Annotated in this window: 28 protein-coding genes and 1 tRNA gene; 21 read left to right on the top strand and 8 right to left on the bottom strand. The window is 66.0% G+C overall.

What is annotated here, in order from left to right; translation table 11 throughout:
* Positions 1-166: 166 nt before the first annotated feature.
* Positions 167-1,006: an NAD(P)-dependent oxidoreductase gene (locus SPHI_RS03850; RefSeq protein ID WP_076743548.1), complete on the top strand. Its 840-nt coding sequence runs from the start codon at positions 167-169 to the stop codon at positions 1,004-1,006.
* The gene (locus SPHI_RS03845) at positions 1,003-3,012 is read left to right on the top strand and encodes an amidohydrolase (RefSeq protein ID WP_233130647.1); all 2,010 of its coding nucleotides are present in this window, start codon (positions 1,003-1,005) and stop codon (positions 3,010-3,012) included. Before SPHI_RS03850 ends, SPHI_RS03845 begins: the two co-directional genes overlap by 4 nt.
* Positions 3,013-3,139: 127 nt before the next feature.
* On the opposite strand, the gene SPHI_RS03840 is transcribed toward SPHI_RS03845, so the two are convergent.
* Positions 3,140-3,484: a hypothetical protein gene (locus SPHI_RS03840; protein ID WP_083719721.1), complete on the bottom strand. Its 345-nt coding sequence runs from the start codon at positions 3,482-3,484 to the stop codon at positions 3,140-3,142.
* A gap of 197 nt (positions 3,485-3,681) precedes the next feature.
* Here SPHI_RS03840 and uvrC point away from each other — a divergent pair, with 197 nt between their 5' ends.
* The gene (uvrC, locus tag SPHI_RS03835; protein ID WP_076743547.1) at positions 3,682-5,601 is read left to right on the top strand and encodes an excinuclease ABC subunit UvrC; all 1,920 of its coding nucleotides are present in this window, start codon (positions 3,682-3,684) and stop codon (positions 5,599-5,601) included.
* A 52-nt stretch (positions 5,602-5,653) separates the two neighbouring features.
* Positions 5,654-5,845, top strand: a complete 192-nt coding sequence (locus SPHI_RS03830) for a hypothetical protein (protein WP_076743546.1) — start codon at positions 5,654-5,656, stop codon at positions 5,843-5,845.
* Between the two features lie 93 nt (positions 5,846-5,938).
* Here SPHI_RS03830 and radC read toward each other — a convergent pair whose 3' ends face one another.
* Positions 5,939-6,631: a RadC family protein gene (gene radC, locus SPHI_RS03825; RefSeq protein ID WP_076743545.1), complete on the bottom strand. Its 693-nt coding sequence runs from the start codon at positions 6,629-6,631 to the stop codon at positions 5,939-5,941.
* A 234-nt stretch (positions 6,632-6,865) separates the two neighbouring features.
* Between radC and SPHI_RS03820 the strand changes: the two genes are divergently transcribed.
* The 8 genes from SPHI_RS03820 to SPHI_RS03785 all read left to right on the top strand — a co-directional run bounded on the left by SPHI_RS03820 (position 6,866) and on the right by SPHI_RS03785 (position 13,522).
* Complete coding sequence (locus SPHI_RS03820) at positions 6,866-10,003, top strand: YdbH domain-containing protein (RefSeq protein WP_083719718.1); 3,138 nt, start codon at positions 6,866-6,868, stop codon at positions 10,001-10,003.
* Positions 10,004-10,032: 29 nt separating this feature from the next.
* Complete coding sequence (locus SPHI_RS03815; protein ID WP_076743544.1) at positions 10,033-10,206, top strand: YnbE family lipoprotein; 174 nt, start codon at positions 10,033-10,035, stop codon at positions 10,204-10,206.
* 1 nt (position 10,207) lies between these two features.
* The gene (locus SPHI_RS03810) at positions 10,208-10,591 is read left to right on the top strand and encodes a YdbL family protein (RefSeq protein ID WP_408640471.1); all 384 of its coding nucleotides are present in this window, start codon (positions 10,208-10,210) and stop codon (positions 10,589-10,591) included.
* Positions 10,592-10,878: 287 nt separating this feature from the next.
* Positions 10,879-11,193, top strand: coding sequence for an AtpZ/AtpI family protein (locus tag SPHI_RS03805; RefSeq protein WP_076743543.1), 315 nt, complete (start codon positions 10,879-10,881; stop codon positions 11,191-11,193).
* 30 nt (positions 11,194-11,223) lie between these two features.
* Positions 11,224-12,012 carry a F0F1 ATP synthase subunit A gene (locus tag SPHI_RS03800; protein ID WP_076743542.1) on the top strand — a complete coding sequence of 263 codons (789 nt, stop codon included), beginning with the start codon at positions 11,224-11,226 and terminating at the stop codon, positions 12,010-12,012.
* Positions 12,013-12,062: 50 nt separating this feature from the next.
* The gene (locus SPHI_RS03795) at positions 12,063-12,290 is read left to right on the top strand and encodes a F0F1 ATP synthase subunit C (protein WP_046409264.1); all 228 of its coding nucleotides are present in this window, start codon (positions 12,063-12,065) and stop codon (positions 12,288-12,290) included.
* A gap of 106 nt (positions 12,291-12,396) precedes the next feature.
* Positions 12,397-12,891 carry a F0F1 ATP synthase subunit B family protein gene (locus SPHI_RS03790; protein ID WP_076743541.1) on the top strand — a complete coding sequence of 165 codons (495 nt, stop codon included), beginning with the start codon at positions 12,397-12,399 and terminating at the stop codon, positions 12,889-12,891.
* Positions 12,884-13,522 (top strand): F0F1 ATP synthase subunit B family protein, encoded by a 639-nt coding sequence (locus SPHI_RS03785; protein WP_408640470.1) that lies wholly within the window; start codon positions 12,884-12,886, stop codon positions 13,520-13,522. Before SPHI_RS03790 ends, SPHI_RS03785 begins: the two co-directional genes overlap by 8 nt.
* An 89-nt stretch (positions 13,523-13,611) precedes the next feature.
* On the opposite strand, the gene SPHI_RS03780 is transcribed toward SPHI_RS03785, so the two are convergent.
* The gene (locus SPHI_RS03780) at positions 13,612-14,178 is read right to left on the bottom strand and encodes a GNAT family N-acetyltransferase (protein ID WP_233130645.1); all 567 of its coding nucleotides are present in this window, start codon (positions 14,176-14,178) and stop codon (positions 13,612-13,614) included.
* Here SPHI_RS03780 and SPHI_RS03775 point away from each other — a divergent pair.
* Both SPHI_RS03775 and SPHI_RS03770 read left to right on the top strand, forming a co-directional pair.
* Complete coding sequence (locus SPHI_RS03775; RefSeq protein WP_233130643.1) at positions 14,178-14,882, top strand: TIGR02117 family protein; 705 nt, start codon at positions 14,178-14,180, stop codon at positions 14,880-14,882. The genes SPHI_RS03780 and SPHI_RS03775 overlap by 1 nt on opposite strands.
* 61 nt (positions 14,883-14,943) lie before the next feature.
* Positions 14,944-16,248 carry a sugar MFS transporter gene (locus SPHI_RS03770; protein WP_076743538.1) on the top strand — a complete coding sequence of 435 codons (1,305 nt, stop codon included), beginning with the start codon at positions 14,944-14,946 and terminating at the stop codon, positions 16,246-16,248.
* Positions 16,249-16,555: 307 nt separating this feature from the next.
* On the opposite strand, the gene SPHI_RS03765 is transcribed toward SPHI_RS03770, so the two are convergent.
* From SPHI_RS03765 to yajC, 4 genes are all read right to left on the bottom strand, one after another.
* Positions 16,556-16,930 (bottom strand): Mth938-like domain-containing protein, encoded by a 375-nt coding sequence (locus SPHI_RS03765; RefSeq protein WP_332888900.1) that lies wholly within the window; start codon positions 16,928-16,930, stop codon positions 16,556-16,558.
* Between the two features lie 7 nt (positions 16,931-16,937).
* A complete protein-coding gene (gene secF / locus SPHI_RS03760) occupies positions 16,938-17,909 on the bottom strand; it encodes a protein translocase subunit SecF (RefSeq protein ID WP_076743536.1) in 972 nt (323 codons plus the stop codon).
* A 114-nt stretch (positions 17,910-18,023) separates the two neighbouring features.
* Complete coding sequence (gene secD, locus SPHI_RS03755) at positions 18,024-19,625, bottom strand: protein translocase subunit SecD (RefSeq protein WP_076743535.1); 1,602 nt, start codon at positions 19,623-19,625, stop codon at positions 18,024-18,026.
* A 16-nt stretch (positions 19,626-19,641) separates the two neighbouring features.
* Positions 19,642-19,980, bottom strand: a complete 339-nt coding sequence (gene yajC / locus SPHI_RS03750) for a preprotein translocase subunit YajC (protein WP_076743534.1) — start codon at positions 19,978-19,980, stop codon at positions 19,642-19,644.
* 139 nt (positions 19,981-20,119) lie between these two features.
* On the opposite strand from yajC, the gene SPHI_RS03745 reads away from it, so the two are divergent.
* The 7 genes from SPHI_RS03745 (at position 20,120) to SPHI_RS03710 (ending at position 26,404) form a co-directional block, all read left to right on the top strand.
* Positions 20,120-20,425: a putative quinol monooxygenase gene (locus SPHI_RS03745; protein ID WP_076743533.1), complete on the top strand. Its 306-nt coding sequence runs from the start codon at positions 20,120-20,122 to the stop codon at positions 20,423-20,425.
* Positions 20,426-20,474: 49 nt separating this feature from the next.
* Positions 20,475-20,551 (top strand) — tRNA-Pro (locus SPHI_RS03740).
* 162 nt (positions 20,552-20,713) lie between these two features.
* Positions 20,714-20,971, top strand: coding sequence for a hypothetical protein (locus SPHI_RS03735; protein WP_076743532.1), 258 nt, complete (start codon positions 20,714-20,716; stop codon positions 20,969-20,971).
* Between the two features lie 1,512 nt (positions 20,972-22,483).
* Positions 22,484-22,855 (top strand): response regulator transcription factor, encoded by a 372-nt coding sequence (locus tag SPHI_RS03725; RefSeq protein WP_076743530.1) that lies wholly within the window; start codon positions 22,484-22,486, stop codon positions 22,853-22,855.
* 5 nt (positions 22,856-22,860) lie between these two features.
* The gene (locus SPHI_RS03720; protein ID WP_076743529.1) at positions 22,861-23,952 is read left to right on the top strand and encodes a YaiO family outer membrane beta-barrel protein; all 1,092 of its coding nucleotides are present in this window, start codon (positions 22,861-22,863) and stop codon (positions 23,950-23,952) included.
* A gap of 32 nt (positions 23,953-23,984) precedes the next feature.
* The gene (locus SPHI_RS03715) at positions 23,985-24,989 is read left to right on the top strand and encodes a HEAT repeat domain-containing protein (RefSeq protein WP_158049616.1); all 1,005 of its coding nucleotides are present in this window, start codon (positions 23,985-23,987) and stop codon (positions 24,987-24,989) included.
* Positions 24,990-25,024: 35 nt separating this feature from the next.
* Positions 25,025-26,404 carry a glycosyltransferase family 2 protein gene (locus tag SPHI_RS03710; RefSeq protein WP_233130641.1) on the top strand — a complete coding sequence of 460 codons (1,380 nt, stop codon included), beginning with the start codon at positions 25,025-25,027 and terminating at the stop codon, positions 26,402-26,404.
* Here the strand turns inward: SPHI_RS03710 and SPHI_RS03705 are convergent.
* A complete protein-coding gene (locus tag SPHI_RS03705) occupies positions 26,392-26,631 on the bottom strand; it encodes an Hpt domain-containing protein (protein ID WP_144036148.1) in 240 nt (79 codons plus the stop codon). The two genes, SPHI_RS03710 and SPHI_RS03705, sit on opposite strands and share 13 nt — an antisense overlap.
* Between the last annotated feature and the right edge of the window lie 5 nt (positions 26,632-26,636).

Raw genomic sequence — 26,636 nt, 5'->3', positions numbered from 1 at the left:
CGCCCTGAGCTTGTCGAAGGGCTGTTCTTCTTTTCCGGGCGCGGAAGAGGAAGGGCAGGGCTTCGACACGCTCAGCCCGAACGGGATCTTGATTGATCCAGGTTCGCTATTGCCGTCACTAGGACCATCTGGCGCACGGTGCAAACAGCCCCTATCGATCGGCCCCATGAAGATCGCTTTCATCGGCACCGGCGTCATGGGTGCCCCGATGGCCGGGCACCTCGCCCGTGCCGGCCACGACGTCATTGTCTATAACCGCACCCGCGCCAAGGCGGCGGCGACCGGGCTGGCCGTTGCCGACACGCCGGCCGCTGCGGCGCAGGGCGCGGACGCAGTGGTCACCTGCGTCGGCAATGACGATGATCTTGCCGCGGTGACGCTTGGCACCGACGGCGCCTTTGCCGCGATGCGCGACGATGCGGTGTTCATCGATCACACCACCGTGTCGGCGAGCATCGCGCAGCGGCTTGCCGAGGAGCGCGCACTGTCAGTCGACGCGCCGGTCTCGGGCGGGCAGGCGGGCGCGGAAAAGGGCGCGCTGTCGATCATGTGCGGCGGCTCCGACGCCGCGCTCGCCAAGGCACGCCCGGTGATGGAGGCCTATGCCGCGCGCATCGTCCACGTCGGCGCCGCCGGCGCCGGTCAGCAGACAAAGATGGTCAACCAGATCTGCATCGCCGGCGTGCTTCAGGGCCTGTCCGAGGCGTTGCGCTTCGCGCAGGCAAGCGCGCTGGATCTCGACAAGGTGTATGAGGCGATCTCCGGCGGCGCGGCTCAAAGCTGGCAGATGGTCAATCGCTGGCCCACCATGGCGAAGGACGAATTCGACTTCGGTTTCGCGATCGACTGGATGCGCAAGGATCTGGGGCTCGCGCTGGATGAGGCGAAGCGCAACGGTGCGGTATTGTCGGGCACGGCGCTGGTGGATCAATTCTACGCCGAGGTACAGAAAATGGGTGGCGGCCGCCAGGATACCAGCGCCCTGGTCCGGAGACTGCCACGATGAACAATAGCCGTCCTATCCACACCCGTCATCTCGGCCACAACCGTCATCCCGGCCTGAAGCCGGGATCCAAGGCTCCGCAGGCGCTGACGCCTAAGATGCTCGAAACCCTCACCACCACCGTCATGCCGGCCGAAGTGCCGGCATCCACCGGCCCGCACATCCAACACCCCTGGAGTTCGCGGACGGGTGGATGCCGGCACGAGGCCGGCATGACGGATGGGAGGCGTAGGCGTGTCATCGTCAAGACAGCGCGCGCGGACGGTTGGACCCCGGATCAAGTCCGGGGTGACGGACGCTGGTGGAAAGCCCTCGCGCTCGCCCTGACTGCCCTTACCGCCACCCCCGCGCTCGCCGACGGCATCGTCGACAACGTCAATGGCCTCGCCCCTACTGCCGACGGCCGCGTGATCCGCTTCAAGGCTGTGCTGATCGACGCCGCTGGCAAGGTCACCCGCCTCGTCCCGCCGAACGAGGACCCCCCCAAGCTAAGCCGCAAGCAGCTGAAGAAGAACGCCGGCAAGCCGCTTTACGACTGGCGCATCGACATGGGTGGCAAGACGTTGCTGCCCGGCTTCATCGACGCCCACGGCCATGTCACCGCGCTGGGCTTCGGCGCGCTGTCGCTCGATCTGTCGACGGCCAAGTCGCTCGACGAGGCGAAATCGCGTATCGCCGCCTACATCGCCGCCAACCCCGAGCGGCATTGGATCACCGGCCGCGGCTGGAACCAGGAGGCCTGGGGGTTGGGCCGCTTCCCCACCGCAGCCGATCTGGCGGACGTCTCCGGCGGCCACGCCATCTGGCTCGAGCGCGCCGACGGCCACGCCGGTTGGGCCAACAGCATCGCGATGCGGGAGGCGAACGTTACCGCCAGCACCGCGTCGCCCGCTGGTGGCCGTATCGAGAAGGCGCCGGGCGGCGCGCCCGCCGGCGTGTTCGTCGATGCCGCCAAGGCGCTGGTCGAGCGCGCCGTGCCGCAGCCGCTCCCCAAGGAGCGCGACGCCGCCTTCCTCCAGGCGCAGCAGGCCTTGCTGTCCAACGGCATCACCGCGGTTGCCGACATGGGCACCACGCTTGACGAGTGGATGAGCTACCGCCGCATGGCCGACATCGGCGGCCTGCGCGTCCGGATCATGTCCTATGCCGCGGGGGTGGAAACCGCCAGCCGCATCGGCGGCAAGGGGCCCACGCCGTGGCTCTACGACGATCGCCTGCGCATGGGCGGGGTGAAGATCTACCTCGACGGCGCACTTGGATCGCGCGGCGCGTCGCTCAAGGCGCCCTATGCCGATGCGCCGGGCGAGCGGGGGCTCAGCTTCCTTTCCGACACCCAGCTGCAGAACCAGATGAGCCGCGCCGCGATGGACAATTTCCAGCTCGCCGTCCACGCCATCGGCGACAAGGCGAACAGTCAGGTCCTCGACGCGATCCAGGTGCTCAGCGAAACCTACACCGGCGATCGCCGGTGGCGGATCGAGCATGCGCAGGTGATCGATCCCGCCGACCTCAAGAGCTTCGGCAAGTTCGGCACGATCGCCTCGATGCAGCCGACGCACCAGACCGGCGACCGCACCATGGCGGAGGCGCGGCTCGGCCCGCAGCGGCTCGCCGGCGCTTATGCGTGGAAGTCGGTGCTGGCGAACGGCGGCAAGCTCGCCTTCGGCTCGGACTTCCCGGTCGAGCGGCCCGATCCGTGGGCCGGCTGGGCAGCGGCCTTCACGCGTCAGGACGCGCAGGGGCAGCCGCCCGGCGGCTGGCGCCCGGAGGAAGCGGTGACTCGCGAACAGGCATGGTGGGCGTTCACCGGCGGCGCGGCCTATGCCGGCTTTGCGGAAGGCAAGTTCGGCAATCTCGCGCCGGGGCAGAAAGCCGATTTCATCATCGTCACGGGCGATCCGCTGGCCGCTGACCCCGCAACGCTGCGCAGCATGAAGGTCGAGCAGACCTGGATCGGCGGCGAAAAGGTCTTCGACCGCAACGGCGGCGTAAAGACACCGGCTAAGTAGGACCGACCTCTCCGTTCGCCCTGAGCTTGTCGAGGGGCTGCCTTCCTCCCCACGCGCGCGTTGGCAAGAAGGAAGGGCAGGGCTTCGACAAGCTCAGCCCGAACGGATGTAGATCAGGCGCGCGACCTCAAACCGAAGGCTCGCTCCGCAAATCACCGCGGTTCGCCGCAAACCCCGGCGCCGGCCCGGTCGCCGGGCGCAGCGCCTCACGATCCGCCGCGGAAACCGGCGCGGTCGGATCGGGGCGGAAATGCTCCACCGTGCGGTCGTTCGGCCCCGGATGCGTATCGCCCTCCAGATCCGGCACGCGATGCCCGTCCTGCGGCGCGAAGAACCGGTCGAACAGCCCGAAGTGGATCGCGCTCGCCAGCCCGGTCGCAATCGCGCCTACCGCAGTGGCGGCCCCGATGACGACGTTGCGCTGGCTGTGATCGGCCTTGTAGCGGCCGCGACTGTCGCGTTTCTTGGTCATCCCCGCTCAACACGCACTAGACGCCGAGCGTTCCCGCGCACCCTCCGTTCGTGCCGAGCCCTATCCCGTTCGTCCCGAGCGAAGTCGAGGGACGTGTCACAAGCGAGTCGTCTGCGGCTGTCCCTCGACTTCGCTCGGGACGAACGGAGGGGAAGGAGGTTCAAAAACAGCCGCTTCCCCCCTAGATCGCGCGCACGATGCAAGGTTCCTACGGCCCCCCCGACCGGTTCAACGAAGAAAAGGCCACGTTTGCGATCCGCGGCAGCGACACGCCTGATCTCGAGGCGGGCGTCGCCGCGATCCGCAACGTCGTGCGCACGCTGCCATTGAAGCCCGGCGTGTACCGGATGCACGATGCCAAAGGCGATGTCCTTTACGTCGGCAAGGCGCGCGCGCTGAAAAGCCGCGTCAGCAACTACACGCAGTTCAAGAACCTGACGAAGCGGCTGCAGCGCATGGTGTCGCAGACCCGCTCGATGACGATCGTCACCACCAACAACGAGGCCGAAGCGCTGCTGCTCGAAGCGCAGCTGATCAAGCGCTACCGCCCACCGTACAACGTCCTCCTGCGCGACGATAAGAGCTTCCCCTTCATCCTCTTGCGCGCCGACCATGATTTCCCGCGCATCCAGAAGCATCGCGGCGCGCGGCGCGCCAAGGGCGATTATTACGGTCCCTTCGCCAGCGCCGGCAGCGTCAACAACACGCTTAACGCGCTCCAGAAACTGTTCCTGCTCCGCAGCTGCACCGATGGCTTCTTCAAGACGCGCGACCGCCCGTGCCTGCTGTACCAGATCAAGCGCTGCTCGGCGCCCTGCGTCGGCCGCATCGACAAGGCCGGCTATGACGAGCTGATCGCCGATTCGAAGAAGTTCCTCGCCGGCAAGACCACCGACGTTCAGGCCAAGCTCGGCGCGCAGATGCAGGCCGCGAGCGAGAACATGGATTTCGAGCTCGCCGCAGTGATCCGCGATCGCCTCCGCGCGCTCACCTTTATCCAGGGCACGCAATTCATCAACGCCGAAGGGGTGGGGGACGCGGATATCTTCGCGCTTGCCAGCCATGAAGGCGTGATCGGCATCCAGGCCTTCTTCATCCGCGGTGGACAGAATTGGGGCCACCGTGATTTCTTTCCCGCGCACACCGCAGAGGTGAGCGAGGAGGAAGTGCTGACGCTCTTCCTGATGCAATTCTACGAGGAAGTGCCGCCCGCGCGCACCGTGCTGGTCGACCGCGCGTTGCCCGACGTCGAGGTCTTGGCGGAAGCGCTGACCACCCAGGCCGGCCGCAAGGTCGCCATCGAAGTCCCCCAGCGCGGCACCCGCAAGCGGCTGATGGAGCAGGCCTGCCGCAACGCCAAGGAAGCGCTCGAGCGCCGCCTGGCGGAGAGCACGACACAGGCCAAGCTCAACCGCGAAGTCGCCGATCTGTTCGATCTTGCCGAACCGCCGCAGCGAATCGAGATCTACGACAACAGCCACATCCAGGGTACCAATGCGGTCGGCGCGATGGTCGTCGCGGGGCCGGAGGGCTTCCGCAAGGGCCAGTATCGCAAGTTCAACATCAAGCAGGCGGCGACCGATGACGATTTCGCAATGATGCGCGAAGTCCTCACCCGCCGGTTCGCCCGCGCGCTCGAGGAGGATCCCGACCGCGACGGGGACACCTGGCCCGATCTCGTCCTGCTCGACGGTGGGCGCGGGCAGCTCAACGCGGCCAAGGCGGTGCTGGAGGATCTCGGCATCGAGGACGTGTGCCTGGTCGGCGTCGCCAAGGGTCCGCACCACGGCCGCGAGGGGCGCGAGGTGTTCCACCTGATGGACGGGCGCGAGCTGACGCTGCCGGTCAATTCACCGGTCCTCTTCTACCTCCAGCGTCTGCGCGACGAGGTCCACCGCTTCGTCATCGGCGCGCACCGCGAGAAGCGCGCCAAGGCGATGGGTGCGAGCCCGCTCGACGAAGTCCCCGGCATTGGCCCTGCGCGCAAGAAGGCGCTGCTGATGCACTTCGGCACCGGCCGCGCGGTGCGAAACGCCAGCCTCGCGGATTTGCAGAAGGCGCCCGGCGTCAGCGCCGGCGTCGCGCAGCAGGTGTACGACTTCTACCACGCCAAATGAGCGGCGGAACGGGCGCGATGCCCCGGCCGTTGATCGCGGAAAGGAGACGATTATGTCCAACCCCCCGCTCAACCCCGCCCAAACCGATCCGCTCGCCAAGACCGATGCAGACGGCAACCCGCTCGACGAAGACGCCAAGCTCGACCTCGCGCTCGAAGGCTCGATGATCACCTCCGAACCGCCGCAGATGTCCGAGCCCAAGACCGCGGCCGAAGAAGACGCCGAAAAGAAGGCGCAGCGCTGATCCCTCGTCATCCCGGGCTTGACCCGGGATCCCGCTTCTTCTTGTCGCCGCCCAAGTAAAGCGGGACCCCGGATCAAGTCCGGGGTGACCGGGTCACATCAATCCCTTCGCCCGCAAGCTCACATGCCCACTGGTCCCCACGATCAGATGGTCGTGCACCGCAATCCCAAGCCCCTTGCCCGCGTCAACGATCGCTTTGGTGATCTCGATATCCGCTCGGCTCGGCGACGGATCGCCGGACGGATGGTTGTGCACCAGGATGATCGCCGCCGACCCCAAGTCGATCGCGCGCCGGATCACCTCGCGCACATGCACCTGCGCCTGATCGATCGACCCCTCGCTCATCACCTCGTCGCGGATCAGCATATTCCGGCTATTGAGGTGCAACACGCGCACGCGCTCGATCACATGATGCGCCATATCGGCCCGCAAATAGTCCAGCAGCGCCTGCCAATTGCCCAGAACCGGCCGCGCCGCGACCTCCGCCTGCACCAATCGAACCGCCGCCGCCCGCGCAATCTTGATTGCCGCCGCGCTGGTCTCGCCCATGCCGGAAACGCGCATCAGCGCCTCGGCATCCGCGGTCAGCAGCCCACCGATGCCCCCGAATTCGCGCAGCAACGCCTTGGCCAAGGGCTTGGTGTCGCGCCGCGGGATGGCAAGCGCAAGGAGATATTCGATCAGCTCATGATCGAGCAACGCCTCGTCCCCACCGCGCAGCAACCGCTCGCGCAGCCGCGCTCGATGCCCGTGATTATCAGCGGCGGCGGGGTCACTGTCGGCCATGGCGCACCAGGCTAAGCGGCGGATGTGACGGGCGCAATCGCGTGTGTGCTGAGATCCTCGCCATCCCGGGACCAGCCCGACATGACGAAAGGTAGGGATCGTACCGCACGCCAGCCACGCGTCTCCGTCATCTCCGCCCCACGTCGCCAGAGGCAATATCGGCGGCGGCCCCCGCTTCCAACCGCGTCGATCACGCCGTAGAGAAGCGCCCTTGCGCGTCGCGGAAGGAGCAAGGTGACGGACGTAGAGGAGGACAAGTCGACACGCCGCCGGACCATCGCGCGCGTGCTGCTCGTCCTCACCCTCCTCCTCGCCGCCGCGCTCCTCGCGCTCTGGTTCGCCCGCGTCCCGATTGCCAGCCGCTTCATCGACCGCAGCCTGGCGGCGAGCAACGTCCCTGCGCGCTACACGATCGAGGACCTCGGCTTCCGGCGTCAGCGCCTCACCAACGTGATCATCGGCGATCCGGCCAACCCCGATCTCGTCGCCGACTGGGTCGAAACGCGGGTCTCGCTTGGCAGTGGCGCCCCGGCGCTCACCGCAGTGCGTGCCGGCCAAGTCCGGCTGCGCGGCGCGCTGATCGATGGCAGACTGTCGCTCGGCGCCCTTGACCGGCTTCTGCCGCCACCTTCAGGCAAGCCCTTCGCACTCCCCGCGATCGATCTTGCGGTGGACGACGCCCGCATGCGGCTGACCACCCCGCTCGGCGTGATCGGCCTGCGCCTGGCCGGGCGCGGGCGGCTCGATGACGGGTTCCGCGGCACGCTCGCGGCGGTGACGCGCGACCTGAAGCTCGGCGATTGTGTCGCGCGCGCGCCGACCGCGCTGCTTAACCTCTCGGTGGCGGAAGCCGCGCCCAGCATTGCGGGGCCGGTGCGGCTAGCGGCGCTGACATGCGGGGACACGCGGATCACGCATCCTGAAGCGCGAGTCGACGTGGCGTTGAGCGCTGCGCTTGATCGCTGGCGGGGCTCGGCCGCACTACGCGCCGGCTCCGTTAGCGCCGCCGGCGTCCGGCTCGCGAGCCTCGGCGGGCAGATCGGCTTCACCGGCTCGCCAGCGCGCACCGAGGGCGAGGCGCAACTGCGTGGCGACGGGCTGGCGAGCAACGTGCTGACCGGCGACACGCTTGCGTTCGCCGGCACATGGCGCGTTGCGACGGGCCGCGCGCTCGCCGCAGGCCGGATCGACCTGCACGGCGCGGCTGCGACACCAGCCTCCCGCGCCCGCCTCGTCAGCCTGGGGACGAGCGCCGCCGGCACACCGCTGGCGCCGCTCGCTGCTGCCACGGGCGACGGTCTCGCCAAGGCCGCTGCCCGCTTCGATCTCGGTGGCGAACTGGCGCTCGGCACCGTCACTGGCCGGCCGCTCGCCACCGTCCGCCAGCTCTCGTTGCGGGCCGCATCAGGAGCCACCGCGAGCTTCGGCGACGGCGCGGGGCTGGTGCTCGGCGAGGCCGGGGCCTTCCGCGCCGATGGCGCGCTACGGTTCGGCGGCGGCGGCCTTCCCGCCGGCCGCATCAGCCTGGCCCAGCCACGCGCCGGCGCGCCAGCCAACGGCCTGGCGGTGCTCGCGCCCTATGCCGCAAGTGGTGCGAGCCTGACGCTGACGCCTGCCCGTTTCACCGCAACCCCCGCCGGCAACCTGCGGCTGATCACCACCGCCACGCTCACGGGCCCGCTTCCCGGCGGGGCGGTGGAGGCGCTCCGCTTGCCGCTCGCGGTTCGTGCAGAACGCGGGCGGGTGATCGTCAATCCCGCCTGCGTGCCCGCCAGCTTCCGCCGTCTCACCCTGTCTGGTCTCACGCTGGGCCAGACGCAGACAACGATATGCCCAATCGATGGCGCACTCCTGCGGCTTGACGGCGAGCAAATCGGCGGCGGCCTCCGCGTGGCCGGGCTCAGGCTCGATGGCACGCTCGGCGGCACGCCGCTCACGCTCGCCAGCCGCGGTGTCGAATGGCGGCACGCCAATACTCGCTTTACCCTCGCTGACGTCGCTGCACGCATCGGCCGCATTGGCAGCGTAACGCGACTCGACTTCACGCGGCTCGACGGGCGAGTCGCTGGCGGCGCTATCGCCGGCTTGTTCCACGGCGGGGCGGCGCAAATCGGCAATGTGCCGCTGCTCCTGTCGAACGCTGCCGGCGACTGGCGCTTCACAAACAGTGTCCTGTCGCTTGGCGGCACGTTGGCGGTCGCCGATGCGGCCGACAGCCCGCGCTTCAACCCGCTTGCCGCACGCGAGGTGTCGTTGCGCCTCGCCGGCAACACGATCACTGCGCAAGGCACGCTTTACCAACCCGTCAAGAGCATCAAGGTCGCCGATGTCACGATCCGCCACGTGCTCGCCAGCGGCGCCGGCGCCGCGCACCTCGCGATCCCCGGTATTACCTTCGGCGACGGCTTTCAGCCCGAGGAGCTGACCCGGCTCACGTTCGGCGTCATCGCCGACGTTCGCGGCACGATCCGGGGGCAGGGGGACATCGGCTGGTCGCCCCAGGGAGTTACCTCCACCGGTACCTTCGGTACCGACAGGACCGATCTTGCCGCCGCTTTCGGACCGGTGACGGGCATCAAGGGCGAGGTGCGGTTCACCGATCTTCTTGCGCTCGAATCCGCGCCCAATCAGGTGGCGACTGTGGCCGAGGTCAACCCCGGCGTCGCCGTCACCGATGGGCGGATCGATTACCAGTTGCTACGCGATCTGCGCGTGAAGGTGAACGGCGGCCGTTGGCCATTTGCCGGCGGCACGCTGGCGTTGGAGCCGACGCTGCTCGACTTCGCGTCGCCGCAGGAGCGGCGCATGACATTCCGCGTCGATGGCATGGAAGCGCGCCAGTTTCTGCAGCAGTTCGATTTCAAGAACTTGGATGCGACAGGTGTGTTCGACGGCGAACTGCCGATGCTGTTCGATCAATCCGGCGGGCGGATCGAGAACGGCCGGCTGGTGGTGCGCCAGGGCGGCGGGAGCCTCGCTTATCTCGGCGAGTTGACCGAAAAGGATCTTGGCACCTGGGGCAACATCGCCTTCCAGGCGCTTCGCTCGCTACGCTATCGCAACCTCCAGATCGTGATGAACGGGCCGTTGGCGGGCGAGATGATCACCGCAGTGCGCTTCGCCGGCGTCAGCCAGGGCGAAGGCGCCAAGTCGAACTTACTCGTTCGCCGCCTGCAAAGGCTGCCGTTCGTCTTCAACGTGCGGATCAAGGCGCCCTTCCGCGGGCTGATTGATTCGGCCGCGAGCTTCTATGATCCGAAGCGGCTGATCGACCGCAACTTGCCTGCACTTCTCGAGGAGCAGAACAAGCGCGCCGATCCGCCCGTCATTCAGCCGCCTGCAAGCGAGATTATGCCAGGAGCGAAACATTGAAGAATCACCGGGGGCATACGATTTCTACGATGGTGAAGAAGGGCGCGATCGGATTGGGTCTGGTGGCGAGTGGCTGCGTCAATGTCGCCGCGCCCGACAAGCCGATCGTGATCAACCTCAACATCAGCGTGACTCAGGAAGTGGTGTACCGCCTCGACAATGAGGCCAAATCGCTGATCAAACAGAATCCGGGGATATTTTGAGATGATGACCAAGAAGGCATTGCTGATGACGGCGGGCGCGCTAGCGCTGGCCGGCGTGTCGGCCGCCGCCTGGGCGCAGCGCGATCCCGCTTATGCCGCCGCGCGTGCCGCGGGGCAGGTGGGCGAACAGCCCGACGGCTACCTCGGCGTAGTCGGCAGCGGCTCGGCACAGCTGCGCGCTTTGGTCAATGCGATCAACATCCAGCGCAAGGCGGCGTACACGCAAAAGGCGCAGGCCTCGGGCGCGACGGTTGAGCAGCTCGCGTTCACCAGCGGCTGCAATCTGATCGCGCAGACGCAGGCGGGCGAGAAGTACCGTACCCCCGACGGCGCTTGGGCGACTCGCGGCGCCGGCACCCCGACTCGCGACCCGCGCTGCGTGTGATCGTTCGGCGCTGACTCACATCCGTCATGCCGGGCTCGTCCCGGCATCCAGGCTTCCGCACATCCGACATCGGAGAGTGCGCGGCGCCCTGGACCCCGGCACAAGGCCAGGGTGACGACGCGTAAGTGGCTGCGTAGCCGCACCTCTCCCGCCTTGCCCACACATGAACACAAGGTTGCGGGAGTGTTGACACCCCCGGACCCCCCGGCTAACCGACCCAAGCCTTGGCGGGCTCGCCACTTGGCTTCTTCGCGCCTGCCCAAAAGTACTTAGAGGGGAGCGCGCGAATGGCTGAGCAAGAGCCCGGACCAGACTCCCTCGGCACCGATGCACGCCTTACCTCGCTCGACGAGCGGCTAAAGGCGGCGCAGGCGGACGAGGCGCACCGGACAGGGGCGGGCAAGGCGGCGGCTGATGACGGATCTCGTCTCGGCAACCGCGTGCTGGCCGAACTGATCGGGGGGATGGTCGGCGGCGCGCTGATCGGTTGGGTGATCGACCGGTTTGCGGGCACGCAGCCCTGGGGACTGCTCGTGATGCTCGCCCTCGGGACGGGCGCCGCGTTCAGGAACATCATTCGTATTTCTACCAAGCGCCCGTAAGTTCGGGCGTTTTCGTTGAGGGAAACAGGCGTGGCGGAAGGCGGCGGCAAGATCGATCCGATGCACCAGTTCCTGGTCGAGCCGTTGTTCGGCACCCAGGACTGGCAGATTGCCGGCTACAACATCGCCTTCACCAATTCGGCGATGTGGATGGCGGTGGCGACGGTGGCGCTGATCGCCTTCATGTCGCTGGGCACCAAGGGCAAGGTGATCCCGGGTCGCGGCCAGGTGATGGTCGAAGGCTTCGTGCGCTTCATCGACAACATGCTGGCGTCGAACATCGGGCCGGAAGGGAAGCGCTACGTCCCTTACGTCTTCTCGCTGTTCATGTTTATCCTGTTCGCCAACGTGCTCGGCCTTCTGCCGCTCGGCGTAGTCGGTGTGCATCCGTTCACCTTCACCAGCCATTTCACGATCACCGGGATCCTCGCGATCCTGAGCTTCACGATCGTGCTGGTGGTCGGCTTCTGGCGCCACGGCCTGCACTTCTTCAGCCTGTTCGTGCCGCACGGCACGCCCTGGTGGCTGCTGCCGGTGATCCCGCTGATCGAGTTCGTGTCGTTCATGGTGCGCCCGTTCAGCCTCGGCCTGCGACTGTTCGTCGCGATGACCGCCGGGCACATCCTGCTGAAAGTGCTGGCCGGGTTCGTCGTCAATGCTGGCAATGCCGGGCTCGGCGTCGGGCTGCTGGTCGGCATTCCCAGCTTCGGTCTGATGGTCGGCATCTCGGCGCTCGAGCTGCTGGTCGCCGGCATCCAGGCTTACGTTTTCGCGCTGTTGACCTCGCTGTATCTCAACGATGCGGTCAACCTGCACTAAGTTCTTACCTGTTCTTTCCAACCGTTTGATCTTGATAGGGAGTTATTGAAATGGACGCAGAAGCCGCAAAGCTGCTCGGCGCCGGTCTGGCCGCTGTGGGTGCCGGTCTCGCCTCGCTCGGCGTGGGCAACGTGTTCGGCAAGTTCCTTGAGGGCGCGCTGCGCAATCCGGGTGCGGCGGACGCGCAGCAGGGCCGTCTCTTCATCGGTTTCGCCGGTGCCGAGCTTCTCGGTCTGCTCTCGTTCGTCGTGGCGATGATCCTGGTCTTCGTCGCCTAACAAGAGACCACCTCTCCACCGTTCGGGCTGAGCCTGTCGAAGCCTTGTCCTTCCTGAGGGCAGTTCGCCAGGTTCCGCGCGAACGGTAGGGAGCTAAGGGTTCAAGATGCCTCAGATCTCCCAACTTGCCGCAACCTGGGCGTCGCAGCTGTTCTGGCTGGTGCTGACGTTCGGCATCGTGTTCTTCGTCGTGGGCCGCGGCATGCTGCCCAAGGTGCAGAAGACGATCGACGCGCGCGACCACTCGATCGCCGCCGATCTCGCCGCTGCTTCCGCCGCGCGCGACGAAGCGGACAAGGTCGAGGCGGATTGGCGCGTGCGTGACCAGGCCAATCGTGAAGCGGCGCAGGCGTTGATCGCCGACGCCCGCCAGCGTGCCGCCAAGGCAAGCGAGGAGACGCTGACCGCCGCCGGTGCCGATCAGGCGCAGCGGATCGCGTCGGCCGAGGCAGATATCAAGGCGGCCACCGCCCGCGCGCTCGACGAGATCGAGGCGGTCGCGGCGGAGGCGGCGCAGGACATCGTCGCGCGTGTTTCCGGCGTCTCGGTGTCCACCGACGAAGCAAGGGGCGCCGTCAAGGCGGCAATGGCGCATGGCTGAGTTCATCATCATGAGCGCCGGCTCGGCGCTGGTCGCCGAGAACCTCGCGCACGCCGCGGAAGCCGAGGGCATGAACGCCCATGGCACCGAGGCGCTGAGCACCTCGATCGCGGAGGGCGGCCCCGACCATCACGTCGACCCGAGCGTGCTCGGCATGAACGGCACGGTGATTGTGTCGCTCGCGATGCTGGTGCTGCTCATCATCCTGCTGGTGAGGAAGGTGCCGGCGATGCTCGTCGGTGGGCTCGACAAGCAGATCGCCGACATTCGTCGCCAGCTCGATGAGGCCAGGACGCTCCGCGCAGAGGCAGAGGCGCTGCGGGACGAATATGCCCGCAAGATCGCCGACGCGGAAAAGTCCGCTGCCGACATGGCTGCGCAGGCTAACCATGAGGCCGAAGTGATCGTCGCCAAGGCGAATGCCGACGCCGCCGAATTGGTCGGCCGCCGCGCCAAGATGGCCGAGGACAAGATCGCTGCCGCCGAGCGCGCGGCGATCAACGAGGTTCGCGCCAGGACTGCCGCCGCTGCCGCCGGCGCCGCCGCCAAGCTGATTGCTGAGCGGCTTGGGCCGGATGCGGATCGTCCTCTGGTCGATCGCACTATCGCAGGGCTCGGCCGCCCAAACTGAGGCAAGAGTCTCGCTGGCGATTAACGGCCGTGCCCGGTGGTGCGGCCGTTTCGTTATGGTGAGACTGCCCATTCGCAGCCGGTGGCTACTCAGTTCCGCCGCTCGATATCGCGTTCCATCCAGCGAGCGGCAGCCCCATAAGCCGCAACCTTTCCGGCAGATTCGGCTGGAACCTCCGGGCTGGTGAACCCCAGTCGCTGCCAATAACCCGCGGCCCCTTCGACCGCGATCAACTCGGCACGCTCCAAGCCGTCGCGCGCCGCCAGATCGAACGCACGCAACACCAACTGTCGCCCCACGCCAGTGCCGCGGCCAGTGAGCGACACGGCCAGATCGTGGATGAACAGCACCTCGCCGACGACCGGGTCAGCGAGCACGTTGCCGATCGACGGCGGCGCGCGCGAAGGCCAGGCATGGGCAAGCAGATAAGCGATCAGAACGCCGTCGCGCGTCGCGGCCAGACAGCATGAGCCTGCCAGCGTGATCCGGCTTGCAAATGCCCGTTCGTGCTCCAGCAATGCCGCCGGGTAGGCCAGAGCTTGGATCTCGAGCGCGGCCGACAGGTGATGACGCTCCAGGGGGCGAATCGCGGTGCCAGCTCGGTCGATGGTCATGGTTCCTTGATGCCGGTCTGAGCGCCGCATGTGGAGGAACAATGTGCCCGCTGCTCTACGTCCGGGGACGTGCTACCGGGCGTGGCATGCACCGCCGCGTCGCTAAGGTTCTGGTCAGTTCGTCCGCGGTCATTCTCGCCTATCCGCTCGCCGGGCTATTTGGGGGCGCCATAACGAGCAACGCCCGTTGGTTCGCGCCCGCGCAGGGCGTTACGCTCTATATCGAATCAAACGGCGTTCACACCGGCATCGTCATGCCCAAGCAGGCCGCGGGGGTGGACTGGCGCAGCGTGTTCCCTGCCGGCGACCTCGCCGACTCGCGGTACGCCGGTCACGATCACATCTCGGTCGGCTGGGGTGAGCGTGATTTCTACCTCCACACGCCAACGTGGGCCGATCTGAAACTCTCCACCGTCCTCGCCGCCGCAGTGGGTAGCGGAAACACCTTGGTCCACGTCGATCACGTTCCGCGTCCGCCACCCGGTGGTGAGCTACGGCGGCTGACGGTCCGGCCGGCTGAGTATCGCCGCCTCGCTGCTTATATCCAGGCGTCGCTCGTCCGCGGCGGCCCGCATCATCGCGGCTACTTCGGCTATGACGTCTTCTACACCGCCCGGGGGCGCTACAGCGCGATTCGCACCTGCAACGCCTGGATCGGCGACGCCCTGCGCTTTGCCGGCATCCGCACCGGCGCGTGGACGCCATTCCCCGTCACCGTTCAATGGTGGTACCCGCGCGATCAGTGACGCGTTGCCCCGCCGATTTTTCACGGTAAACGGTTACACGTTCACGGAGGGGATTTTCTCGATGGCCTTTGCTCACGGCGCAAGCACCGCCAACAGCGCCGACCCATTGCCAGACGCCGCTGAGGGCGCGCACGTCGATGCGCCGGACTTGCGCTGGTTCGTCTTTGCGTTGTTCTTCATCTTCGGCGGCATCACCAGCCTCAACGATATCGTCATGCCGAAGCTTCAGGAGCTGTTCACGCTCAGCCACGCCCAGGCGAACCTCGTCAACTCTGCCTTTTTCCTCGCCTATTTGCTGTTCTCGCTGCCTGCCGCCGCGATTGTCCGCCGCGCCGGCTATATGCGCACCGCGTCGATCGGCCTTCTCACGATGACGGTCGGTTGTTTGCTGTTCATCCCGGCGTCCAGCTCGGCGACGTTCGGCATGTTCCTGCTCGCCCTGTTCGTGCTCGGCGCGGGCATCACGGTGGTGCAGGTCGTCGCCAACCCGCTGATATCCCTGCTCGGGCCTGCCAGCACGACGAGCAGCCGGCTCACTTTTGCGCAGGCGTTCAACTCGCTCGGTACGACGATTTTTCCCTATGTGGGCTCGACGCTGATCCTCGGCGGCCTCGCTGGCGTCAGCGCGGCGGCGCTCAGTGGGGCTGCGCTCGATGCCTATCGCGTCGAATCCTCGCGCGTGATCGTCCACACCTATATCGGTCTCGCTGTCGCGCTGCTGGTCATCGCAGGGGTCGTCTGGACTCGCCGCAACCGGCTGAACGAGGAACAGGAGCAGGGCGGCTCCATCTTCCACCCGCTGACGCTGCTGGCACGCCCGCGCTTCGCCTTCGGCGTGCTGTGCATCTTCCTTTATGTCGGCGCGGAGGTTGCGATCGGCTCCAACCTTGTCGTCTATCTCGCCCAACCCACCGTCTGGAACGTGCCGCTGGGCACCGCCGGCAGCTATGTGCCTTTCTATTGGGGGGGCGCGCTGCTCGGCCGTTTCATTGGCTCCGGCATCCTTCGCGTTGCCTCGCCGGGCAAGGTCTTGGCGATCGCCGGCGCGATCGGCATCGCGCTGATCGTCTTCTCGGCCAACACCAGTGGCGCGGCCGCGGGCTGGGCGCTGATCGCGGTGGGGCTGACCAATTCAATCATGTTCCCGACGATCTTCAGCCTCGCCTCGGAAGGACTCGGTAAGCGCGCCGCCGAGGGCTCGGGCGTGATCGCCACTGCGATCGTCGGCGGCGCTGTGGTCCCGCCGCTCTACGGCACACTGGCCGATGCTTCGGGCAGCCTTGCCTTTGCGCTGGTCCTGCCGGTGATCTGCTACGCGATCATCGCCGGTTTCGGCATATTCGCCCGGCGCCCGGCGGCCGCGTGATGACCGTCCCCCTCCCTTCTTGCGAGGGGAGGGGCAGCGCCCTTCGCCGTACGTGCGGCGTTGATGACGATAGTGAAAGGCAGCGGCTGTTCTGCTCAGCCGCCGTCACGCGAACGTGCCGCAGGACCCGTTATTCCGCCGGGTCGTTGCACGGTGGATAGCGAAACAAGCTCAGCATAACGGCGCGTATCGAAAGGCCAGCCGTTCGCGCCTGATTGAACGGCGCCCATGCCCGCGCTGTATGGACGACTATATCAGACGCTGAGGACATGATGTGGGCCCGCGCGCGCCTAAACCGGGCGAGGGGTTACGCCTCCAGCGGGTACAACGCCGCGGCGATCTCGCGACCCTCGCTGCGCAAAACGCCCCAAGCCCTGGCGGCAGCGCGGCTGTCCATCGGCTCCACCCCCATCCCGCGGGCCTCCAGCGCATCGACCAGCGCGCGCGGTGGCCGCGCGAGGTTCGCGCCTGTACCGATCAGCACAAACTCCGGCGCTGGTTCCAGGATCGCTGCCAATGCGCCTTCGTCCAGCGCGGTGAGCGGGGGCGGGGACCAAGCTCGCGCTTCCCTGATCGTCAGCAGCGCAGCCTCGAGCACTGTCTCTTCGTCGAGGCGAAAGCCAGTCCGGGTGAATCCGCGGATGATCGGCCCGCCCCCGTCGCGCTCCCGGTTGATCTTCACGCCTGAATCACTCCCCGCGCGGGCCGATGCGCTCCGCATTCTCGATCCCGCCGCGACCGGGCGCGGTCGGCGCCGGATTGGCGCGCAGGCCGAGCGAGATGAGCAGTGAGGAGGAAACGTAGATCGACGAATAGGTGCCGACGACGATGCCCAGGATCATTGCCGCGGTGAAGCCGCGCAGCACGTGCCCACCCAGGAACAGCAGCGCGCCGAGCGCCAACAGGATGGTGACGGTGGTCATCACCGTGCGCGGCAGCGTTTCGTTGACCGAAAGGTTCACGATCTCACGCATATCCATCTTGCGATAGCGGCGCATGTTCTCGCGGATCCGGTCGTCGATCACGATCTTGTCGTTGATCGAATAGCCGATGATGGTCAGCACTGCGGCAACGATGTTGAGGTCGAATTCGAACTGGGTCAGCGCGAAGAAGCCTAGCGTCATGATCAAGTCGTGCACGATGGCCGCGATGGTCGACACGCCGAACTGCCATTCGAAGCGGACGATCGCGAACAGGCCGATGCCCAGCACCGACAACACGACGGCGAGAATACCGTTGCGAATCAACTCGCCCGAAACCTTGCCCGAGATGGTGGAGTAGCGGCTGAACGTCGCGCCTGGGAACGCCTGCGCCACCGCCGTTTCAACCTTCTTCACTGCGGCATTGGTGGCGCCCTCGTCGGCGCCCTGCTGCACCGGCAGGCGGATCGTCAGCGTCTTCGCATCGCCGAACTGCTGGATCGACGCCTCGCCGAGCCCCTGTGCGCCCACTACCTGGCGCAATTTGTCGAGGTCGGGCGGCGAGGCGAACCGCTCCTCGATCATCAGGCCGCCCTCGAAATCGACGCCGAAGTTCAGGCCCTTGGTGAAGGTAATGCCGATCGCCAGCACCGACAGGAGCAGGGTCAGGCCGAACGCCCAGCCGCGCAGGCGGACGAAATCGATGTTGGTATCGTCAGGGACGAGTTTCAGCAGCTTCATGATTTCAACCCGTCATCCCGGCGAGAGCCGGGATCTTGTGCCGAAAGGGCACGCTAAGCAGCAGGGAGACCTCAGCACGCGCTGAGGTGACGATTAGCACGACAGGGAAGGCGATCATATCGTGATCGTCTTCGGCTTGTTGCGTCGCAGCCATTGCGCGGTCAACATACGCGTGAAGAGCACGGCGGTGAACACGCTGCTGGCAATGCCGATCAGCAGCACCACCGCAAAGCCCTTCACCGGGCCCGAGCCCAGCAGGAACATGATGATGCCCGAGATGGCGTGGGTGATGTTCGCCTCGAAGATCGTGCGGCTGGCTTCGGTATAGCCGAGCTCGACCGACTGGATCACCGATCGCCCGCGTCGCCGCTCCTCGCGAATACGCTCGTTGATCAGCACGTTGTTGTCCACCGCGGTGCCGATCGTGAGCACGAAGCCAGCGATGCCGGGCAGCGTCAGCGTGCCGCCGATCAGCGCCAACACGCCGACGATAACGAACACGTTGATGATGACGGCCAGGTTGGAATAGACTCCGAACCGGCCATAGGTGACGAGCATGAATGCCACCACCAGCGCCACCGCCACTGCGGAGGCGAGCGTGCCAGCCCGGATCGACTCGGCGCCAAGGTCCGGCCCAACGGTGGATTCCTCCACCACCTTCAGCGTCACCGGCAGCTTGCCCGAGCGGAGCGCGATTGCCAGCGCATTGGCGCTTTCGGTGGTGAAGCTGCCCGAAATCTGCGCGCGGCCGCCGATGATCGGCTCGTTGATGTTGGGGGCCGAGATCACCTGATTGTCGAGGATGATCGCGAACGGCTTGTTGACGTTCTCCGTCGTTACCCGCGCGAACTTGCGCCCGCCCTGGCTGTCGAAGGTGATCGCGACTTGCGGCTCATTGGTCTGCTGGCTGAATTCCTGCCGTGCGTCGGTCAGCTGGTCGCCGGTCAGGATCGCCGAGCGCTTCACCGCGATCACCGGAATGCCGGCCGGGTTTGTCGGATAGGGCAGGATCTGGCTTCCCGCCGGCGCCTGGCCGCTGGCCAGCTGCTGCGGTGAGGCGCTTTCGTCGACCAGTTTGAACTCGAGCTTGGCAGTCTTGCCGAGCAAGTCCTTCAGCGCCTGCGGGTTCTGAAGCCCTGGCACCTGGACGACGATGCGGTTGGAGCCCTGGCGCACGATGGTCGGCTCGCGCGTGCCGAGTTCGTCGATACGGCGGCGGACCACCTCGGTGGCATCGCCCATCGCGGTGTCCACAGCCTGGGTGAGGCCGGCCTGAGTCGGCGTCAGCACGATGCGGCTGGTATCGACGACCTGAAGATCCCACTCGCGCTGGCCCGTCAGGCCGACGCCGCCGCCGGTGATTGCCAGCAGCCGCTCCCGCGCCGCATCGACCTGGCTCGGATCGCGCAGCAGGAACGACAGGCGGCCACCCCGCGTGGAAATGTCGCCGATCTCGATGCGCGGCTTCTGCCGGCGCATCTCGGTCTGCACCTGCTCGCGCATCGCCTCGATGCGGTTCGCGGCGACTTCCTTCACATCGGCTTCGAGCAGCAGATAGCTGCCGCCGGCGAGGTCGAGGCCAAGGTTGATGCGCGGCGGGTTGAACCCCCAGCTATCGGTGATCCGCTGGGGGATCAGGCTGGGGATCGCCAGGGCGACGAGCGCGATGATCGTCAGCCAGATCGAGACGACCTTCCAGCGCGGGAAATCAAGCATGTGTGCCGCGTGCCTTTTAGTCGTTAGCCGGCTTGGAACCCAGCGGCGTCACCTCGGCGAGCGTCGCCTTGACGATGCGCACGCGGGTGTTGGGGGCGATCTCCACCTCGACGATCGCGTCCTCCACCTTGGTCACCTTGCCCACCAGGCCACCGGCGGTGACCACGCTGTCACCCTTCTTCACCGCGGCCACCGCATTCTGCAACGCCTTCATGCGGCGCTGCTGCGGGCGGATCATCAGGAAGTAGAAGACGATGAAAACCAGAACGAGCGGCGCGAGGCTGATGAAGCTGGCGAGGCCGCCCTGCGATCCGGCGGCACCGGCCGTCTGGGCATAAGCTGGAGAGATGAACATGCCGTCCTTGCGTGCACATGGGTCACGGGGGCCGCACGCGGACCCCGTCTTGAAGCGTGCGCCGCTACCATCGCCGCGCCCTTGGCGCAATGCGCTGCCGTGTTAAGGAAGCCGCGCAACAATGAAGGAGGAGGGGATAATGACGATCCTGGTGATGGGCACGATCAAGCTGGGCGACGGCGAGGGTGCGAAGGCCGCGAAACTGTTCGCCGATCACGCGGCCGTGGTGAAAACTGAGGATGGCTGCGAGGAGTATAGCTTCGCCTTCGACGCCGCCGATCCCGATCTGGTGCGTGTGGCAGAACGCTGGGCCAGCCCCGAGGCGCTTGGCGCACACGGCCAGGCCGAGCATCAAAAGGCGTTCGGCCGCGCATTGCGGGCACATTCGCCCGCCGCCATGTCGATCGACGCCTGGGACGGGCAGCATTGGCGCAAGCTGATCTGATCACGGCTTGCATAACCCGCGCGGCCCGCGTAGGGCCGCGCGTCTCGGTCGGGGCGTAGCGCAGCCTGGTAGCGCATCACACTGGGGGTGTGGGGGTCGCAGGTTCGAATCCTGTCGCCCCGACCAAGAAAACCAAGCAATTGCGGTGGGTTAAGCGGGCAGCGAGAGCTGCCCGTTTTCGTGTACGGGCGCCGTGTACGGGCTGTGTAAGACTTGCGTTGCGCTCATTGTTCTCCCGATCGTGCTTGTGCTCCCCTACGCTGGGAACGAATCGGTCTGGAGAAGCCCGTGACCACCGCCGACTACATCAGCACCCTGAGCTTCCAGTATGGCAACGAGGTGAACGGCGAGAACAGCCTCGACACGCTCCCTGCCGCGCCAAAACTCATTGCAGAGCGCGAAGCAGACATGCGGATTGAAAGGCTCAATCAGGTCTGGGGTCATGCCGACGCGACTGTGCGCAACCTTAGTCACAAGTATCGGCGCCTTTGGGACGGTGCGATCACCGAACTCGCAGACTACAAGGGCACGATCTACGTGACTTAGCGCGACGAGGTAAGCCGCGTCATGTTCGAGGGGGTCATACTCGGAGCATGGGAAGCTAAGGGCGAACACATGCACTCTCATTCGCTAGCGTCAGGGCGGAAGGAGTGTCGCCTACCCCCGCTGCTGCGGATGTTCGATTAACGAGGGACCGTCCGCTGGTCCTCGGCGCAGGCGGTGAATAACGCCCAGCGCAATCCCATGCTGCTACCGGGAGGCACCGTCAGCGAGCATATGCCATCACCCACAACCCGCCCTCTTCCCACGAGCGCAGAATATCAAGAATCGGGAGCCAGTCGTCGCCCAGCTTCCCCGCTTCCACCTCCGCGTAGGTCGCATCGGCGAAGGAGATCCTGGACCTCTCCGTCCCGGACAACATGCGAGTCACCTCCGGGACGGAGATCCGACGCCTCATACGCGCGTCCGACCCGCTGTGGGCGAGGTTCGTCCCCCCGGCGGTCGCGGAGATTATCGAAACACGCCTGCGCGGACGTCGCGCAAATTCCGCCGCGTGAGCGGCGGCGATCTGTAATCAAGGCTGGTGCCGACGTTTCACAAGCTCGGGCATCAACCGATTGTCGATGGCCTCCGGCTAGGCTCAGATGCCACGCGCTGGTCATAGATTACCTATGAACAAAGGGCTGCTAACGCGGGTTTGGTGCTTCGAAGCGGCCATTCCGCTTTGGGTGGGGAGCGGCCTGTCCGATCTCGGGTCTCGATCGCAAAAAGAGGACGTTCGTTCAGTTGGAAGGGGACGCGAATGCGCCGCTGGCGGGAAGCGCGGCGCTTCTTAGGAAGACGGGTATCCGCTACCGCCTCCCTACGCGCGGTCGGCTTGTCGCCTGTTCGACGCCCGCGTCGGGGGGCGCGCTCGGGTCACCATGCAACTCGACGGTCGGCGACATCGTCCTGAACAAGGTCGCGCGCTTTCTGGTTGATCGCCTGCACCTCATCATTGGTTTGGAGTGAGGATGATGCGGCTCGTTGCAGGTGCGGCCTGCCTGTCCTTGTCCCCGCGCTCGATGAGATCGGTGCGCGCCTGCTCGCGTTTCGGCAGTGTGGATGTGCCCGTGCTCGTCATAGGATGCGATCGCATGGGGCAAAGCAGCCCGGCAGCTACGCGCTCGAATGCCGGTCGTTTTGTTTATAGAACGCTGAGTTGCGACCGACGACGACCGACATTGGGGACAATGTTGTCCGCACCGATGCACTTCCGAAATGACAGCAAGACAGCCGATGCGGACGTTCGATCGACGAGCAGGCCGCCTCTACAAGCAGCGCGATCGAGGCCGATAAGCGGCCGACAACTTTTTGTCTCCGCACTTTGCCCTCGCCGTTTAGGCGGCCTGAGGGGCAGGTGACCATCTGCCCGGACCGTTGATGTCAGGGTTCGCGGGCTGCCCGATCGTCTCTCTGTCCCGGAAACTTTGTGTTAACCTTGAACGCGCTAGCCTGACGTGATCGCTCGGAAATCGCTGATTTTCGCTCCAGCTGGGCCGATCCGAAGGTACCTCAATGGCAAAGACCAAATCCGTACTCGTCTGTGATGATGATGAGCTTCTCGTCGATCTGCTGGAGTATCGGCTGCGCGCACGTGGGTTCGACGTGACGATCGCCCGCGACGGCGGTGCGGCCCTGAACGCCGTCGGTGATCGCCTGCCAGATGTCATCGTGCTGGATACAATGATGCCGGTGCTGGACGGCTATGGGGTACTGCGTCGACTTCGTTCAAAGGCGGAGACTGAGAAGGTGCCCGTACTCATGTTGACAGCGCGGAAGGGCGAAAAGGACATAGTTGGCGCGCTGGAGCTTGGCGCCAATGACTATCTGGTTAAGCCTTTCCTGCCTGAAGAGTTGATGACCCGGCTCCAGCGCCTGATCGCGTAGCCTCGATGATGCGCCTCATCAGTGTACTTCTGGTCGCGGCGGCCGCGCCGGCTGCCGCACTAGCACAGCAGTCCCCCTATGCGGCGGCGGTGCAGGCGCGACTGGCCGGAGACCCTGATCGTGCGATCGGTCTGCTAGAGCCGGTTGTCGCGTCGGATCCCGGCAATGTCGACGCACGAGTTCAGCTGGGCCTAGCCCAGCTTGCCCGAAGTGACTTTGACGCGGCGGAGCGAGCGTTCACTGCGGCTCTAGCACAAGCGCCGGACTACACGGACGCGCACATCGGGCTGGCACGGGTGGCGCAGCGGCGCGGCGACACCGCAGGTGCTTTGGCGGCGCTTAGCTCCGTGCCTGCGAACAACCCTGAGGCCGCCGCGCTGCGCGTACAACTCGCACCTCGCGCGAGCGGTCCTCGGTTGCGGCTTGATGTGGAGACGAGCCACAGCAGCTTGACCGGACCGCAACCCGACTGGAAAGAGGCGGCCGCACAATTGCGTTACCAGGCCGCGTCGGGGGCGGCGGTGACTGGACGCGTGGAATATGCCCGGCGCTTCGGCATCAACGACGTCTACATCGAAGCAGCCGTGGAGCAGCGCCTTTCGGACCAAGCCCGCGCCTATGTCTCGGTCGGTACGACCATCGACGCCGATTTCCGGCCACGCTGGCAGATCGGCGCGGGCGGATCGCTGCGGGTGCGCGGTGGAGGCAACGCCACGGTTCTGACGTTGGATGCTCGCCAGTCGAGCTTCGCGAACGGGGAGGTGCAAAGCGTTACGCCCGGGATCGAACAGTATCTCGGCGGCGCAGCCTGGCTGACCGGTCGGTGGATCAACCTCTTCGATGAACGTGGCGCCCATCGCTCCGGCTACCTCGTGCGGGGAGATCTGCAGGTTGTGGAGCCTGTGCGGGTCTTCGCCGGCTACAGCGATGCCCCCGACACGGACGAAGGCCGGGTGGTGCCGGTACGGAGCGTCTTTGCTGGCATCAGCATTGACGTCGATTCCGCCACCACCTTGCGCGCTTCGATCGCGCACGAGGATCGGGCGACCGGTTCAGATCGCACGCAGTTCGGGCTTGGGCTTGGTCTTCGCTTTTGAGCTTCCTTCAGCTTTTATGGACGGCCTCGCTGTTGCTTGCCGGCATTGCGGTGGCGGTCATGCTGGTGCTGATCGTAGCGCGCCTGCTGATCGTGCGGCGGGCACGGCAGCGCCGGGCGGAACGGCGTCGACTGGTGCCGATCCTGATCAGCAGCGCACGCGCTGACGAGGCGGCGCTACTGGGCGTCCATCGTGACGTTATCGCGGAGGTCACGCTTGAGTTGATCGACATGGTGCGTGGTGAGGAGCGAGCCGCGTTTTTGAGCAAGGCCGATGCGCTCGGCGTTCCCAAGCAGTTGATGCGGCGTCTAAAGTGGGGCTCGCGGCGGACCCGGGTGCTGGCGGCGCAGGGCTTGTCCCAGTTCGACCAGCCTGAAGCCCGCCGCGCGCTGTACCGCGCCCTGGAAGATCGCAGCAGGGAGGTTCGGCTGGCCGCCGCACTGGCACTCGGAGCAAGTTCTCAGCCGCCGGAGGCAGGCGAACTGATCAAGAAGTTGGGCCTCGGCACTGCGGAAGCTTCTTTGACAGCGGTCAGTCTGTTCAGACAAATAGCCGAGACGCGGCCCGATGAGATCCGAGCCTTGGTGCTCGACGATGCGTGCAGCACAAGCCTCCGCCTGGTGGCTCTCGAAGCGTTGGCCACCAGCGGCGATTTCTCGTTGGTGACCGTGATCACTGAGTTGGCGCTTGCAGCAGAGGACAGTTCGGAAGCTTTGCCGCGGTATCTCCATGCGCTGGGAAAGCTCGGCCACCCCGCGGCACGCCCGGCGGTGCTCCGCGGCTTGGGCAGCCACTCGATGCCCGCGCGCGCCGCCGCTGCGGGGGCAGCCGGCCGCATCCTGCTGAAGGAGAGCGCCGATCGGCTGACCGAATTGCTCGACGATCCCGAATGGTGGGTGCGGTTCCGCTCCGCCGAATCGCTGATCCTGTTGGGCGAGCCGGGCATAGCCCGCCTTCAAGAGGTGACCCGTTCAGGAGCTGAACGAGCGCGCGCCGCCGCCTCAACCGTGCTCGCCGAGCGGGGACTTGCGGGATGATCGACTTCCCGCCCTGGTCCTTCGCGGCGGCCGAGTTGATCACGCTGGTCATCATCTTGGTCGGACTGATCCAGGTGCTCTTCAACCTAGTGCAGCTGGTATTTGCCGGCGTCGCCCTTCATGAGCGGCCTCCGCTCTCATCGACGAGCGTGTTGTGGCAGCGCTACAGCGAGCTTGCCCCGCCGATCGCGCTGATTGCGCCCGCCTACAATGAAGAGCTCACGATCATCGCGAGCGTGGATGCCCTGCTGGCACTTCACTACCCGGACTTCGAGGTGGTGGTCATCAACGATGGTTCTAAGGACGCCACCTTGCAGCGGCTGATCGACCATTATCGCTTGGTGCCGGTGCAGCGGTATCACGATCAAGCGTTGGAAAGTAAGCCACTGCGCGGACTATATGCGGCCGATGACGTGCCCCGGCTGCTGGTGATCGACAAGGTCAACGGCGGCAAGGCAGATGCGATGAATGCGGGCATCAATCTCGCGCGATCGCCCCTCGTATGCGTCATCGATGCGGACACGCTGCTTGAGCCCGACGCACTCATTCGAGTCGTCCGCCCGTTTGTCGATGACCCAGTGCGCACGATCGCTGTAGGCGGCACGATCCGTATCGCGAACGGCTGTCACGTGGACGGCGGTCGCGTCATCCGGGCAGGTTTGCCGCGCAACCTGCTCGCGTTGGTGCAAGTCGTTGAATATCTGCGCGCGTTCCTGATGGCTCGGCTCGGCTTGAGCCGTATGGGAACGCTGATGATCATTTCAGGTGCGTTTGGCGTGTTCCGCCGCGGCGCCGTGCTCGATGTGGGCGGGTTCAGCCACAACACCGTTGGCGAAGACATGGAGCTCGTCGTCAAGCTCCACCGCCACATGCGCGAGCAGAAGCGCCCCTATCGCATCGCTTATATTCCGGAGCCCGTAAGCTGGACCGAGGCGCCCGAGAGCCTTAAAATTCTGGGCAACCAGCGCGCGCGATGGCAGCGCGGGGCGCTGGAGACATTCCGCAAGCACTTCGACATGTTCTTGAACCCGAAGTACGGGCGCATCGGTTTCGTCGGCTTCGGACAGATCCTGATCGTCGACGTGCTGGGACCGCTGGTAGAAGTCGCTGGCTACGCGCTGGTGCCGCCGCTGTGGCTGCTTGGGTTGATCTCGTTCGATTATCTGTTGGCGTTCGTCGCCCTGGTGTTCACCTTTGGCGTGTTCGTTAGCGTGGCGTCCCTTGTGCTGGAGGAAGTGCAACTCAGACGCCTTCCCCGAGCTCGAGACCTTGCACTGCTGACGCTTGTCGCGGTGTTCGAGAACTTCGGCTACCGTCAGCTCAACAACTTCTGGCGGCTCCGCGGCTGGTGGCAGTTCGCGCGCAAGAAGCAGGGCTGGGGAACGATGACGCGAAAGGGCTTTCAACGCTCGTGAGCGACATCGCGCAGCTGGGCCAGCAACTCGCTCCCTGACAACCGAATTAATTCTGGCGTGGCGTCCGCTTCGATCACTTGCTCGACCCGTAGCGCAATCGCTCCCAACTCGAAGAAACCGAACATTCCGGCACGGCCAGCCAGACCATGGCAAAGCGCACGCAACTCGCTCCACTCGCCAGCCGCTAGGTGGGTTTCCACCTGCCGCGCTTCTTCGGCCGCACGCATGACGA

It is taken from the genome of Sphingomonas jeddahensis, assembly GCF_001981525.1.
Taxonomy (GTDB): domain Bacteria; phylum Pseudomonadota; class Alphaproteobacteria; order Sphingomonadales; family Sphingomonadaceae; genus Sphingomonas; species Sphingomonas jeddahensis.
This window is presented reverse-complemented; position numbering and strand designations above follow the sequence as displayed.

Bases quoted from the DNA above. Each gene is read 5' to 3' on its own strand.
- SPHI_RS03850 (WP_076743548.1), top strand. From the start codon at position 167: ATGAAGATCGCTTTCATCGGCACCGGCGTCATGGGTGCCCCGATGGCC.
- SPHI_RS03845 (WP_233130647.1), top strand. From the start codon at position 1,003: ATGAACAATAGCCGTCCTATCCACACCCGTCATCTCGGCCACAACCGT.
- SPHI_RS03840 (WP_083719721.1), bottom strand. From the start codon at position 3,484: ATGACCAAGAAACGCGACAGTCGCGGCCGCTACAAGGCCGATCACAGC.
- uvrC (WP_076743547.1), top strand. From the start codon at position 3,682: ATGCAAGGTTCCTACGGCCCCCCCGACCGGTTCAACGAAGAAAAGGCC.
- SPHI_RS03830 (WP_076743546.1), top strand. From the start codon at position 5,654: ATGTCCAACCCCCCGCTCAACCCCGCCCAAACCGATCCGCTCGCCAAG.
- radC (WP_076743545.1), bottom strand. From the start codon at position 6,631: ATGGCCGACAGTGACCCCGCCGCCGCTGATAATCACGGGCATCGAGCG.
- SPHI_RS03815 (WP_076743544.1), top strand. From the start codon at position 10,033: ATGGTGAAGAAGGGCGCGATCGGATTGGGTCTGGTGGCGAGTGGCTGC.
- SPHI_RS03810 (WP_408640471.1), top strand. From the start codon at position 10,208: ATGATGACCAAGAAGGCATTGCTGATGACGGCGGGCGCGCTAGCGCTG.
- SPHI_RS03805 (WP_076743543.1), top strand. From the start codon at position 10,879: ATGGCTGAGCAAGAGCCCGGACCAGACTCCCTCGGCACCGATGCACGC.
- SPHI_RS03795 (WP_046409264.1), top strand. From the start codon at position 12,063: ATGGACGCAGAAGCCGCAAAGCTGCTCGGCGCCGGTCTGGCCGCTGTG.
- SPHI_RS03790 (WP_076743541.1), top strand. From the start codon at position 12,397: ATGCCTCAGATCTCCCAACTTGCCGCAACCTGGGCGTCGCAGCTGTTC.
- SPHI_RS03785 (WP_408640470.1), top strand. From the start codon at position 12,884: ATGGCTGAGTTCATCATCATGAGCGCCGGCTCGGCGCTGGTCGCCGAG.
- SPHI_RS03775 (WP_233130643.1), top strand. From the start codon at position 14,178: ATGTGCCCGCTGCTCTACGTCCGGGGACGTGCTACCGGGCGTGGCATG.
- SPHI_RS03770 (WP_076743538.1), top strand. From the start codon at position 14,944: ATGGCCTTTGCTCACGGCGCAAGCACCGCCAACAGCGCCGACCCATTG.
- secF (WP_076743536.1), bottom strand. From the start codon at position 17,909: ATGAAGCTGCTGAAACTCGTCCCTGACGATACCAACATCGATTTCGTC.
- secD (WP_076743535.1), bottom strand. From the start codon at position 19,625: ATGCTTGATTTCCCGCGCTGGAAGGTCGTCTCGATCTGGCTGACGATC.
- yajC (WP_076743534.1), bottom strand. From the start codon at position 19,980: ATGTTCATCTCTCCAGCTTATGCCCAGACGGCCGGTGCCGCCGGATCG.
- SPHI_RS03745 (WP_076743533.1), top strand. From the start codon at position 20,120: ATGACGATCCTGGTGATGGGCACGATCAAGCTGGGCGACGGCGAGGGT.
- SPHI_RS03725 (WP_076743530.1), top strand. From the start codon at position 22,484: ATGGCAAAGACCAAATCCGTACTCGTCTGTGATGATGATGAGCTTCTC.
- SPHI_RS03720 (WP_076743529.1), top strand. From the start codon at position 22,861: ATGATGCGCCTCATCAGTGTACTTCTGGTCGCGGCGGCCGCGCCGGCT.
- SPHI_RS03705 (WP_144036148.1), bottom strand. From the start codon at position 26,631: ATGCGTGCGGCCGAAGAAGCGCGGCAGGTGGAAACCCACCTAGCGGCT.